General features: G+C 37.0%; 13 protein-coding genes, 1 tRNA gene and 1 pseudogene. 8 read left to right on the forward strand and 7 right to left on the reverse strand.

Annotation, left to right across the window (positions count from 1 at the left end; all coding sequences use genetic code 11):
* The first annotated feature begins 303 nt into the window (after positions 1-303).
* The 3 genes from E1750_RS01205 (at position 304) to E1750_RS01215 (ending at position 6,130) form a co-directional block, all read left to right on the forward strand.
* Positions 304-3,816, forward strand: a complete 3,513-nt coding sequence (locus tag E1750_RS01205; protein WP_133278049.1) for a nitrate reductase — start codon at positions 304-306, stop codon at positions 3,814-3,816.
* Positions 3,817-3,888: 72 nt separating this feature from the next.
* Positions 3,889-5,316, forward strand: a complete 1,428-nt coding sequence (locus E1750_RS01210) for a rubredoxin (RefSeq protein WP_133275003.1) — start codon at positions 3,889-3,891, stop codon at positions 5,314-5,316.
* Between the two features lie 265 nt (positions 5,317-5,581).
* Positions 5,582-6,130, forward strand: coding sequence for an acyl-CoA thioesterase (locus E1750_RS01215; protein ID WP_133275004.1), 549 nt, complete (start codon positions 5,582-5,584; stop codon positions 6,128-6,130).
* Between the two features lie 138 nt (positions 6,131-6,268).
* Here E1750_RS01215 and E1750_RS01220 read toward each other — a convergent pair.
* From E1750_RS01220 to E1750_RS01245, 6 genes and pseudogenes are all read right to left on the reverse strand, one after another.
* Positions 6,269-6,349 (reverse strand) — tRNA-Tyr (locus tag E1750_RS01220).
* Positions 6,350-6,511: 162 nt separating this feature from the next.
* Positions 6,512-6,898, reverse strand: a pseudogene (locus tag E1750_RS01225) (peroxiredoxin family protein); the annotation flags it as partial.
* Between the two features lie 18 nt (positions 6,899-6,916).
* A complete protein-coding gene (locus E1750_RS01230; protein ID WP_133275006.1) occupies positions 6,917-7,684 on the reverse strand; it encodes a DUF4369 domain-containing protein in 768 nt (255 codons plus the stop codon).
* 187 nt (positions 7,685-7,871) lie between these two features.
* A complete protein-coding gene (locus tag E1750_RS01235) occupies positions 7,872-8,111 on the reverse strand; it encodes a hypothetical protein (protein WP_133275007.1) in 240 nt (79 codons plus the stop codon).
* Positions 8,112-8,247: 136 nt separating this feature from the next.
* Entirely contained in the window at positions 8,248-8,688 is a 441-nt protein-coding gene (locus E1750_RS01240; protein WP_133275008.1) for a KTSC domain-containing protein, read from the reverse strand.
* Between the two features lie 178 nt (positions 8,689-8,866).
* Positions 8,867-9,112, reverse strand: coding sequence for a hypothetical protein (locus E1750_RS01245; protein WP_133275009.1), 246 nt, complete (start codon positions 9,110-9,112; stop codon positions 8,867-8,869).
* Between the two features lie 91 nt (positions 9,113-9,203).
* Between E1750_RS01245 and E1750_RS01250 the strand changes: the two genes are divergently transcribed.
* The 5 genes from E1750_RS01250 to E1750_RS01265 all read left to right on the forward strand — a co-directional run bounded on the left by E1750_RS01250 (position 9,204) and on the right by E1750_RS01265 (position 11,434).
* A complete protein-coding gene (locus tag E1750_RS01250; protein WP_133275010.1) occupies positions 9,204-9,746 on the forward strand; it encodes a hypothetical protein in 543 nt (180 codons plus the stop codon).
* On the forward strand, positions 9,746-9,898 hold the full coding sequence (locus tag E1750_RS17680; protein ID WP_165697990.1) for a hypothetical protein: 153 nt from the start codon (positions 9,746-9,748) through the stop codon (positions 9,896-9,898). The genes E1750_RS01250 and E1750_RS17680 overlap by 1 nt, the downstream gene beginning before the upstream one ends.
* 3 nt (positions 9,899-9,901) lie before the next feature.
* A complete protein-coding gene (locus tag E1750_RS01255) occupies positions 9,902-10,132 on the forward strand; it encodes a hypothetical protein (RefSeq protein ID WP_133275011.1) in 231 nt (76 codons plus the stop codon).
* Between the two features lie 28 nt (positions 10,133-10,160).
* Positions 10,161-10,508, forward strand: coding sequence for a YchJ family protein (locus E1750_RS01260; protein ID WP_133278050.1), 348 nt, complete (start codon positions 10,161-10,163; stop codon positions 10,506-10,508).
* A gap of 137 nt (positions 10,509-10,645) precedes the next feature.
* Entirely contained in the window at positions 10,646-11,434 is a 789-nt protein-coding gene (locus tag E1750_RS01265) for an META domain-containing protein (protein ID WP_133275012.1), read from the forward strand.
* A gap of 597 nt (positions 11,435-12,031) precedes the next feature.
* Here E1750_RS01265 and E1750_RS01270 read toward each other — a convergent pair.
* Positions 12,032-12,886: a DUF3943 domain-containing protein gene (locus tag E1750_RS01270; RefSeq protein ID WP_133275013.1), complete on the reverse strand. Its 855-nt coding sequence runs from the start codon at positions 12,884-12,886 to the stop codon at positions 12,032-12,034.
* Between the last annotated feature and the right edge of the window lie 252 nt (positions 12,887-13,138).

A 13,138-nucleotide genomic window follows, 5' to 3' on the forward strand; every position in this document is an offset into this window, starting at 1 on the left:
TTTATAGCTATGTGTAAATTAAATGCCTATGACGGTCTTTTAAAATTTAGACTATTTTCCTATATTTTCGCGGATAAGTCTATGTGGTTTAAAAGAAATAGCAATCTTATTCGGAAATCAATTTATTTATTTTGTCAAACGTATAAAATATTTTTCAATTTATACGTATTTATACGTAAAAATACTTATTTTTACATTTTTAAAAATAGAAATACTCCAATCTTTGCTCCCTTTCCTTTGCTTCGCCAGTTCGCTGTCGCTCGTGTGGAGAGGGTTGGGGTGAGGACATAAAGAAATTCAATGATGCAAAATTCAGAAATTAAAACGGCGTGTTCCTATTGTGGAGTGGGATGCGGAATTATTGTAACACAAGATGCTAAAAATGGAGTAGAAGTAAAGGGCGATGTCAATCATCCTGTAAATCGAGGGATGCTTTGTTCTAAAGGAATGAATTTGCATTATGTGGTCAATGACACTTCCGATCGAATTTTGTATCCGGAAATGCGCTGGAGCAAATCCCATCCAAAAGAAAGAGTGAGTTGGGATACCGCTTTAGACAGAGCTGCAGCTGTTTTTTCTTCCATTATCAAAAAGCACGGTCCCGACAGTGTGGGGTTTTATGTCAGTGGTCAATGCCTAACTGAGGAATATTATTTGGTAAACAAACTGGTAAAAGGTTTTTTGAAAACGAATAATATCGATACCAACTCCAGATTGTGTATGAGTTCGGCAGTGGTGGGGTACAAAAAAACCTTTGGTGAGGACAGCGTCCCCATTGCGTATGATGATATCGAATTGGCCGACACTTTTTTAATTACCGGCGCCAATCCAGCTTGGTGTCATCCGATTCTTTTCAGAAGATTGGAACAACACAAAGAGAAAAATCCAAAGGTCAAAATCATTGTTATCGATCCCAGACGCACTGATTCGGCGGCCTTAGCCGATTTGCATTTGCAAATTATTCCCGGAACCGATATTATTCTCTATCACGCCATCGGAAAACGATTGATCGAAAAAGGATATATCGACAACGATTTTATTAAAAACAATACCGAAAATTTCAAATTATATAAAGACTTAGTTGTATCCAGTTCGTTCGAAAAAGCGTCAAAACTTTGCGGAGTTACTGTCAAAGACATCAAATTAGCTGCAGACATCATCGGCAAAGCCAAAGGATTTATTTCGCTTTGGGCAATGGGACTCAACCAAAGCGCCATTGGAGTCGATAAAAATACCGCTTTGCTCAACCTGTCATTAGTGACTGGACAAGTGGGAAAACCGGGTTCAGGGCCTTTTTCTTTGACAGGTCAGCCCAATGCTATGGGAGGTCGAGAAGTGGGTGGATTGGCCAATTTGTTAGCGGTACACAAAGAATTAAACAATCCGACGCATCGCCAAGAAGTAGCCGATTTTTGGGGTGTGACTGATATTTCTGAAAAACCGGGCTTAACTGCCACCGAAATGTTCGATGCACTGGAATCCGGAAAAATGAAAGCGATTTGGATTATTTGCACCAATCCAATGGTGAGCTTACCCGATTCCCGAAGAGTGGAAAAAGCCTTGCAAAATGCCAAATTTGTCGTAGTGCAGGACATCTCACATAATTCGGATACTTCTAAATTTGCCGATTTATTGTTGCCCGCAGCGGGTTGGTTAGAAAAAGACGGAACAATGACCAATTCCGAAAGGCGTATTTCGTATCTTCCTAAAGGCATCAGCGCTCCGGGTGAAGCCCTGTCGGATGTCGAAATTTTGATCCGTTTTGCTCAAAAAATGAAATTCAATGGGTTCAATTTCAATACCACCGAAGAGGTGTACAAGGAATATTGTTTGATGACCAAAGGCACCAAAATGGATATTTCCTTCTTGAATTACAATCGCCTCAAAAACGAAGGTACTTTTCAATGGCCGGTTCCCGATTATGGGCATCCCGGAACACCGAGATTGTTTACCGACAAAAAATTCTATACGCCTTCGCAAAAAGCGATTTTCAATATTCCAACGGCTATCGAAAATACTTCTGAGGCACCTAATGCACAGTTTCCGTTTATTCTAACCACCGGCAGAATTCGAGATCAATGGCATACGATGACCAAAACGGGAAAAGTGTCGCGATTGATGACACATATTCCAAGTCCGATGCTCGAAATTAATCCGATTGATGCTTACAAATCGTCAATAAATTCGGGAGATATTGTTGTGGTAACGAGCAAAAATGGAACGGTTCGAGTCAAAGCAAAAGTTACCGACAGCATCAAAGAAGGCGTCGTTTTCTTGCCAATGCATTGGGGAAAACAACTGGAAAACGACTTGAATAGAACCAATAATTTGACCAATACGGTTGTGGATCCGATTTCAAAAGAACCTGATTTTAAGTTCACGACAGTCGCTATCGCTAAATATGTAAAACCATTCGAGAAGATTGCAGTCGTTGGAGCAGGAGCAGCCGCTTTTCGATTCATACAAAATTATCGTGAAATCAATACCAGCGATGAAATCATTGTGTTTTCTAACGAGGAAAATCCTTTTTATAATAGGGTTTTGCTGCCGGAATATATGACTGGTGAATTCAGTTGGGAACAGCTGCAGAAGATCAAAGAAGAAGCTTTGAACAAATTGAATATCACGATGAAATCGAATGTAGCCATCGATGCAGTCAACACTCAGGAAAAAACAATTTTGGATAGTCAGGGGCATCTACACACCTTTGACTCCTTAATTTTAGCTACCGGAAGCCGTCCTTTTGTACCTGAAAATGCGCAATTGCATTTGCCGGGTCGGTTTATTATGAGACGTAAAAACGATGCCGACAGGCTAAAATCGTATTTAGATAACACTCAGTTACCCGCCGAGGAGCAACACGTTGTAATCGTTGGTGGTGGTCTTTTAGGTTTAGAATTGGCTGCCGCCCTAAAACATAAAAACGTAAAAATTACAATCATTCAGCGTGCTCCTCGTTTGATGGAACGACAGTTGGATCGAATATCTTCAAAATTATTAGCAGAGGAAGTTCAACAACTTGATATTCAAATTTATTTTGATAACGAAGTCAGTACCGTTTTCGAGTCGGATATGCCAAATGTATTAGAAATTGCTCTGAAAAGTGGACGAATTATTCACGCTAATGCCATTGTGTACACCATTGGAACGATTCCAAATATCGAAATTGCCAAAGAATCTGGATTGGCTTGTGGTCGTGGGGTCAAGGTCAATCAGTATTTGCAATCTTCGAATCCTAGTATTTTTGCCATTGGCGAAATAGCGGAATTCAACAATCAACTGTTTGGAATCACATCGGCTGCCGAAGAACAAGCTGATATTTTGGCCAATTTTATGGCGGGCGATATCAGTAGTTTTTACAAAGGTTCGGTTTTGATGAACATCTTAAAATTAGAAGACATCAATTTATGTAGTATTGGTCAGGTTGAAATTCCCGAAAATGATGACTCCTATGAGGAAATCGTTTTTGCAGATCTGAGACAACGGTATTACAAAAAATGTATCGTAAAAAATGATTTGCTGGTCGGCGCGATTTTAATGGGCGACAAGAATGAATTTGCCGAATTCAAAACCCTAATCGAAAGCAAAATTGAACTTGCCGACAAACGAAATTCCTTGCTTAGAGGAAGTTCTAATGCCAAGCCAGTGTTAGGAAAATTGGTTTGCTCTTGTAGTCAAGTAGGCGCCGGTAATCTGGAAGAAGCGATCAAAAGTGGTGTAACCAATTTCACCGAATTATGCAAAACTTCAGGTGCTGGATTAGGCTGTGGTAGTTGTAAAACTGAAGTGAAAGATATATTAGCAAAATGCAAATAGGTTTGTAGTTTGTTGTTTATGGTTTACAGCTGTAACCGCAAACAACAAACCATAAACTATAAACTGTAAAAAATGAAAAACACACGATTAATAGTAAAAGGAGGGGTGATTTCGCCCGGTGAGTTGCGAGAAATTGTCAATATGAGTTTAGAGCAGGGACTCAAATCCATTTCTTTTGGTTCCCGACAAGATATTATTTTTCCCGCAGATTTTTTGACTTTAGATAAAGGAAAAATAGACAAGCATCATTTTGTTTATCCTGATGAAAAAAGTGGCAATAATATCGTCTCATCTTATGTTTCGACCGATATTTTTGCGAATACGCCTTGGCTTACTGGAAATAAATTTCTGTACATTCTGGAACAATTCAAAGAACAGCCCAAATTAAAAGTAAATATCAACGACCCAAAACAGCAGCTTGTTCCTTTGTTTACGGGGCATATCAACTTTATTGCCTCGCATCACGAGGATTATTGGTTTTTGTACATTCGTTTGCCCAAATGGGACAAAATGGAAATGTATCCTGTCCTGATTTACAGTTGGAATATCGCCGAAGTATATTATGCCATCGAAAAAATACAAATCGAAGAACCCGACACAGCAGAAATGATTTTTCAATTGGTCAACGATTCTTTGGATACCAATAATCGGACTATCGACGAACCTTTGCAATTGCCGTTTTATCCTTTTCCTTATTATGAAGGGATGAATAAATTAGGTATTGACCAATATTGGCTCGGATTGTATTGGCGAAATAATTTATACGATTTAGACTTTTTGAAGGAGATGTGTGATTTGTGTTTTGATTGTAAAATAGGTAAAATATGCATCACGCCTTGGAAATCTTTCATCGTAAAAGGGATTCCAAAAGACCGGAAATTGGATTGGGAAAAATTCTTGGGCAAAAAAGGAATCAATGTGCGCCATTCTTTATTGGAGCTCAATTGGCATTTGCCAGTAGCCACAGAATGGGCTTTGAACCTCAAAACGTTTCTGGTTCGCACCTTGGATCAATTCGATATGAGTACCTATGGGCTTACTTTCGGTATATCCGAATACAATCGGGATGGTCATTATTTCACTTCGATTGTCATCGAAAAAAATGAATTGCCAAAAGCTTTAGAATCAATTAAAATACGCGATACTTATAATGTTTTGTATGCCAAAAATTTTGATCCAAATACCAAAGAATATATCGTTCTGGCTCAGGATGTTGACAAGCAGGAATTACCAACGATTTTGATTGAATTGAGTAAAAAATATTTTGAAGATTTGGGAAATACCGTTCTTGAAGTAGATGTGCCCAAAGCCAAAAAAGAACAACAAGAAACCGATATCCATCAATGTTTGGATTGCTTGACGCTCTACAATTCAGAATATGGCGATGGTATTCAGGGTATCGAAAAAGGCGTTTTGTTCAAAGATTTACCGGAAGAATATTGTTGTTCGCTCTGCGAATCGCCAAAAAGTAATTTTATTAATTATCTGGAAAAAGTCTAATTTTATAGTTTTACGTTTTTTTTGTGAAAGAGTAAGTAAAATTTTAAACCACAAAGTTTTAATTTTACTGAACATAGAAAAATAGCGATTAAAAGGTTACATAGAAAAATTCATTTTTACACATAGTCTATGTAAACTATGAAAAAGCGAAGCTTTATAAAAACAAAAAACTATGTTTCTATAATAAAATCTATGTGGTTAAAAGTTTCAAAAAAACATTTAATCAACTTATAATTTCAAAGTAATTGAATTTTAAAACCCAACTATGAACACTATTTTTAAGACTGTCAGGTCCTCTGATGTAAGTATTTCGCAACTGATGTTGCCATCGCACACTAATTTCAGCGGTAAAATTCACGGTGGTTTTATTTTGTCATTGCTCGATCAAATTGCATTTGCTTGTGCCTCCAAGTTTTCGGGGAATTATTGCGTCACCGCCTCAGTGGATACGGTCAATTTCTTGAGGCCTATAGAAGTAGGCGAATTGGTATTGATGAAAGCCAGCGTCAATTATGTGGGTAAAAGTTCAATGATTATAGGCATTCGCGTAGAAGCCGAAAACATTCAAACGGGCGAAATCAATCATTGTAATTCTTCTTATTTTACGATGGTGGCCAAAGATAAAGAGGGCAAGAATGCTTTGGTTCCAGGTTTAATTTTGTCCAATTTTGAAGAGGTGAGACGTTTTCAAAATTGTTTGAAACAAATTGCTTTGAAAAAAGAGAGAGATTCCCAAAAGAACACCGCCGATTTTGGGTCAATAGAATCGATTATGAATTCCAATTTGTACAATGTAAAGCTGGAGTTAGGGTAGGCGATTGGTTTTCTCTAGAAATGCTTAATGTAGTTGTACAAGAGAAACAGAAAAAAGAGATAGCACTATTTTGAAGGAGTTGCGATTTAAAACAAAAAAAACGCACAATTGGCGTTTTTTATTGCTTTATTTATTTCGTGGGGAGAGCAGGATTCGAACCTGCGAAGTTCACACAGCAGATTTACAGTCTGCCCTCGTTGGCCGCTTGAGTATCTCCCCAAAAGCGCTTTATTGTGTTAAGCGGTTGCAAATATAGCAACAGTTTTCAGGTTTGCAAATTAAATTGACACTTAATTTTATATAAGTTTTTAATAGGTTGGCATTGAATAAAATAAAAAAATCTCCGCAAGGGAGATTTTTTTATTTTATTCCATTTTCAGCTTATTGCGCCAATAACTCTGCTATTTTTGCTCTCAATTCCGCACCAACTAAATTCTTTGCCACTACTTTGCCTGAGGCATCAAGTACAAAAGGAGCGGGAATAGATTCGACCTGATATTGTTTTGCGATAGGCTCATCCCAATATTTAAGATTCGAAACCTGAGTCCAAGTCAATTGATCCTTTGCAATTGCTTCTTTCCATTTTTTAGCATCTTTATCTAAAGAAACCCCTATGATATTCAATCCTTTGGAATGGAATTCTTTATACAACGCAACCATATTCGGATTTTCGGCTCTACACGGACCACACCATGAGGCCCAAAAGTCGACAATAGTCACTTTGCCTAAAGATCCTTTAAGGCTAACCATTTTCCCTTCTGGATTTGGCGCCGAAAAATCAGATCTTCATTTGCTGCTTCCTACTGGAGCTTGTGCTGCTGGAGCGGCACCCGCACTTACCGAAGGAGTCTTAGTTTCTTTGATTTTTGCAAGAATGGCTTTACCAGGTTTTGAATTTTTCAATGATTCGTCAAGACCTTCAAACAATTTTTCGGTTTTTTTGAAATCCAATGAAGGATCATTAAGCATCCCCTGAATTATAAGTACGGTAATGAATGATTTTGGGTGAGTTTCAGAATAAGTGGTATAGGCTTTTTTAGAAGCAGCATTGCTAACCTCCTGAAGTTTACCGTATTCTTTCATCAATTTATTGATGGTTGCAGTATCATTTTTTTGTTGTGCTTGGGTCATCGCAGGAGTATTTTTCTTTTGATAATCCATAACATCTTTTTGAATTTTCATCAAATCTTCGTTGAATTGTACAAATTCATCATTGTTATAGGTTCCTGCAACTTTCGATTTAGAGATCGTATCTTTATTGATTTCGATAGTAATATCGCCATTTTCTAAAATGAATGGAAATTTCCCTTCAATACCTTCTACTTGCAACATATGGAAAGATGGCTCAGTTGCTTTTCCAGTGATTTCAAATTTTCCATTGGCAACTTTTACCGTATCAACAGGCATTAAACCCATTCCTGAAGCATCTGCGGTTTCCATTATGATGGTTTTTCCGTCGGCAATTCCTTTGGCTGTTCCAGAAATAGTGTACTTGGTTTTGCTACAAGAAACTAAAAATACTGTAGCGGATAGTAATAAAATTATTTTTTTCATTAGGATTAAGTTAAATGATTTAAGTGTGCAAAAGTATCTAAATTATTAAAATATCAATAATTTTATCACTTAAATTTTTGTTATAATTAACATTTAGTAATTATAAGAGAAGTAATAGTAAAAAAAGAGATTATTTTTGGCGTATTCCAAAAATAATCTCTCCTACTACGGCGGTATTTCGAACGTTTTAGTTTAAAATTGAATTGTTGTCCGATTCACATTCCTGAATTCGGAATTCAGCGTGTTCTATTTCGTTCAAAGTAATTTTGATGTCCAAGTTCACCGTTCTTAATTCTTTATGCAGGACGGCATTCGACTCGTCAAATTTGAGTTTTTGATATATTTCTTCTCTGTGTTTTTCAAGTAGTTCAAGGACTTCTTTAGCTTTTTCGCATTGCGATTTGTATAAAGTGCAAGGATCTTCCATAATTCTGTGTCAACTTAAATAGATTCGGCTAACTTACTTAAAATTAATATTGTACACAATTCTAATGTTAATTTTTCGACAGAAAACAAAAAAACACCCCTAAAAGGAGTGTTTTTGTGCTATAATTCAGAAAAACTTAGTCTTGATTGATTGTTTTTCTCCAAGTAAAAGCGTTAAGAATATGTCTTTTTGCAAATCGACCTGGCGAATCGGCGTTGACCATTTTTACATAAGTAGCTTTCGGAACACTGATGTATTCGTAAACACTTCCGTTCGAAAAATTGATAATCAAACGCCCTTCTACAAATTTGTAATCTGTAATGGTAGCGGTAGAAATGGTTTCAGTGTATTCTGGAAGGTTCGCTTTTATAGTTTCGGGGTTGATGCTCACTAAAAAATGATAGGCTTCTATAATTTTTTTGCTGTTTTCTTCCGCCGCTTTTAAACCTGCTTCATCTCCCTGAAATTTATCAGGATGGGCATCTTTCATCGCGTTGCGATAAATGGTTTTCAAATCTTTTAATTCTACTGTTTTCTCTACATTGAGTAGCTTTCTGTATTCAACTATTTTTTTCATAAAAATGTAACTACTTGTCTTTTAATGTAAAACCAGTTCTGTAATGGTTCAAAATTGACAATTTTTTGCAAAGGTACACTTTTTTTTAACTTTTCAATTTTCGAATATTAAAAAAACGAAAAAACAGCAAATGAAGGCTTGAAAATGCATTGGAAAATAAACCTCAAAAATCATAAAATCATTCCGGTTTATTATTGGCTTTATCAAAGTTTTTAGACTTTTTAGGATAGGTATTGTAGCTGATGTCGCTGGGATTTTCGATGGTGGACTTGATGGTGATCCAATCGCCAAGTTTGTGTTTGGATAACACCATTTTGTAATCCAATAAATAGGCTCCACAAAAAAAGTTGTTGTTTTCGTCTTGTTCTATTATTCCAGTATAAACTCCTTTTTGAAGCATTTTTTCTTGTGAAGACTTTGTCATAATCTTTTGGATTGAGATAATTAGTGCTGGCAAAGTTAAGCAATTATTCATTGATTTGGCTAGTTGCCGTCTTTCTGATTATATTTGTCCAATGGAAAATACGTTTAGACCCAGCCCAAAAGCCTTCAAAAACACCTTTTGTGTGTTTCAAGAAGTATTTCCAGAGAAAATCAGTGGATTGCAAGTGCAGTACGACAGTAAATCGGGTAGTAAATATTTTTACACCAAAGAAGGAATGTATCGATGGTCGAATCATTGGGGAAGATTGGCCAACAGCAAATGGCGATTGGAGCCGATGGAACCTGAAACTGAATCCAAAACGAAACTGGGTTTTGCCGCTTGGTCCGAATTCTATCCTGACAATGCCGCGGAAGAATTGTATTATTTGGAAGCGAATTATACTAAGAAAACGGTCAATTACCAACACAAAAATAATCCGAATTACGATGCTAAAGCCATACTTCGAACGAGTTTTGAGACCACTAAAAAGATCAAACAAATCAGGAATTTATTAAATTTGACTTCTTGGGCGAAACATTATGAGTACGAGGATATTGATGCCTTACGAAAACAGATTATAGAGCAACTTATATGCACAACTAAAACCTTAGACGAAATCAAAAGAGAACTGTAATGGGAAGAAATAACGAAAGAAATATCAAAATTCACAACGATAAGTTGCACAAAGAGCAAGACAAAGTCAAAGCGGCCAAAGCCTTGCGTAAAGAAAAATTGAAATTAATTGTCAAAAAATTCAACGAGGATAAATCTTCGGAAAATAAGTAGAATATGGAAAAAAGTCAATTCGAAGAATTAAAAAATGGCGTTCAGGAAATTATTGATTTAATGGTGGCCAAAGACACTAAAGCGGCCAATAATAAACTATTGGAAGTGAGCGAAAAACTGGATGAATTTTTAGATCATACCGACGAAGACGACGATTTAATCGAAATCAGCAAGTACCAAGTTTTGATTAATCAACTGTTTCAAAAAATAAACCCTGAAGAAGAAGGTGAATAATTCCGCTATTTGTTATTGTGGTTCGGCAATGACTTTTCAGGCTTGTTGCGGAAAGTATATCGATGGAACTCAAAATGCGCCAACAGCATTAGCTTTAATGAAATCGAGATATTCAGCGTATGCGACACATCAAGCGGATTATTTAGTGCAAACTACGCATCCTTCGCAACGGAAATATTATGCCAAAGCCGATATTTTGAATTGGGCTACAGCCAATGAATGGCAAAAATTAGAAATTATTTCTTTTACGGAGAATACCGTGGAGTTTAAAGCCTATTTTTTGGATGCAAACAAACAAAACCAAATTCATCACGAATTTTCTAATTTTATAAAAGAAAACGGAAGTTGGTTTTATGTGGATGGAAAGTTTGAATAAGCTGTTGGGTGTGATTAGCACAGCCGTCAGTTCGAGTGTTTTTTGTGGAGAGTAACGGAACAAAAAATGTATCGAGAACCGTTAGTAATGATAATGCTACACCCAACGGGTTTTTAAATAATTTTAAATAGCAACATATGAAAAAGTGGATTCCATCAGTAGTCATTATTTTACTGTTTGTAAATTGTAAAAGTAGTGCAACAGCTCAGCAAGAAGTTCCCAAAACGGAACCATCGCAAGCCTACAAGCAACAAATGGAAAATTTAGAGCAAGCCATCTATTTTAGAGGAGTCGGAAACGAACCCGAATGGAGTTTGAAAATAGCCCCGGAAACTATCGAATTTACTTCGTTGAAACCCGGCTTTGAGTCTTTCAAGAGTCCACACGTCGAACCTGTTCGCGCGATGGATGCCAATGTAAAAATGTATCGAGTCGAAACAGAATCGGGAAGGATGAGCATTCAAATAATGCAGCAAGAATGCACCAACGCAATGTCTGGGGAGAAATTTCGGTATAAAGTAAAACTAGAAATTACAAAGAATAATACAACAGCAACTTTCGAAGGCTGTGGCAATTATGTTACCGACCCTCGTTTGCACGACATTTGGGTTTTAGAAAAACTAAACACGAAAACCGTCAGCGTTTCCGATTTTAAGAAAGAGTTACCTATGCTCGAAATCAACAGTTCTACCAATAATTTTATTGGATTCGCCGGTTGTAATAGAATGAATGGTACCATTTTCTTCGAAAGAGAGCTACTTCGGTTTACCAATATCATCACCACTCGAATGGCTTGTCCAGGTAATAATAAAGAAGCGGAATTTCTAAAAGCCTTGCAAAGTGCTACCACTTATCAGGTCGAAAACCTGAAACTGACACTATCTAATCCCTCCGGCGAAAAGCTAGTTTTCAAAAAAGTGGATTAAAGTTTAAAATACCACAAGTATTTGCTATAAAAGTCTTTTTACACCTTGGTTGTAATTATCACAGTCGTCAGTTCGATTTTTAAAGCCAGATAAAACGTGAGTATACAACTTAAAAATTATGCTTTCATAATGGTATCCAAAACCCTAGTTATCAAAAGGCTTCTTGATACTATTTTTATTTTAATAAAAGCAGTGCAAAATCACGTTTTCTTAATGTTTGCGTTTTATGTTCCGCCCTTGAAATCGAAGATTCAACGATTCCAAAATTAAATAATCTGTAGAGTTTGAGAGGGCTAGGGGGTGTTTTAAAGTTTTTGTTATTTAGTGTTGTAAATAAAAACATCAATGATAGCTATCATTATTATTATGCTAAAAAAAGAGCAATATAAATTAAAGATTTTGTGACAAAACTTCCCCTCTTTTGTAAAGCTACCCGAAGGGCGGGCGAGGTGGTGACTTAAAGTCGATTATTTATTAACCTAATGACAGTGGAGCCGGTGAGGTTGGTGCTAGTCCTGTGTTTTATTAGTTCTCGTCATTCAAAACCTTAAACAATTTTAAACAACCTTAATCATAAACAGTTAACCAATTAACCCCTCAAAACCTCGCCGAAAACTGAACCCCCCAAACGGGCGCTTTGGTGAATTGATTCACACCCACAGGAGCGATATTCATTTGGGTTTTTACTCGGTCTTTGTATCCACATCCGTCTAAGATCGTATTAAAAGGATCCATTAAAAACAAAGTAGTGATACCTAAAAATCTCGATTTCAATACTTTCTTATCGTGTTTGATAATCGACTTTTTGGCATAAAAGAAACCTTCACCCACCATAGAGCCCACCACCGGAGTAATAATAAGGTCTTGTTTCGAAGGTACTTCGGCAAAAGCCTCTATCCCGTACTCCCAGAAGAAAGTAGACATAATAGCCGAATACCCAAAGGATTCCAAAACAGTAAAGCCGCTACTACGTGCCGTCATATAGTAAATACCTCCGCAATAAGGATGGGTAATCCAGTTGAGCACCCAATCATCATGATCCCAAACCGAACCAGCTTTGACATTTTGTTTCCATTTCCATAAGATGCCCTTTTCTTTCATCTCCTCTTTGTTCCAATTGGTGACACTTTCCGGCATCATCCATAGCACACCAAAACCTATTAGGGCAGCACCCACATACATACCACTGTCGTAGCCCAATCGTCTCCAATCGTGATAAGGCGGCGGATATACCAGCGAATCTTTCATGGGAATAGGAGCAATAGTATCCAGTTGGAGCGCAAGGCTGTCCTGCAGCACAGGCGTTATAGCATCCACGCAAACCGCTGTGCTGTCGGTAGTAGCATCGCTGACGAGGGTATCTAAATCGCTATGATCTTGCTGTTGTGCATAACTAAAAGCACAAAGACTAAGGAACAATAAGGTAAATATAGTTTGCTTAAGGAACGTCATAGTAGGCGGTAAATGATAGTGAAAAAAAAACACTTTGTAGTGTTGTAAATAGCTGATTAGTAACGATTAAGTTGCAATGCTCCCAAAGCAAAAACTCGACAGTTGGTATTCCTTTGGTTTGAAATGCGTGCAAATATAGGTAAAAATACTTGTATCAGTATTTTTTTAAAACCACCGCCAGGGTGTTCCTTTTTATAAAAAAGCCACTACGAATTACACTCATTATTATGCCGAGGCTGCAGAAGAGTTGGG

The organism is Flavobacterium nackdongense, from assembly GCF_004355225.1.
GTDB classification, from domain to species: domain Bacteria; phylum Bacteroidota; class Bacteroidia; order Flavobacteriales; family Flavobacteriaceae; genus Flavobacterium; species Flavobacterium nackdongense.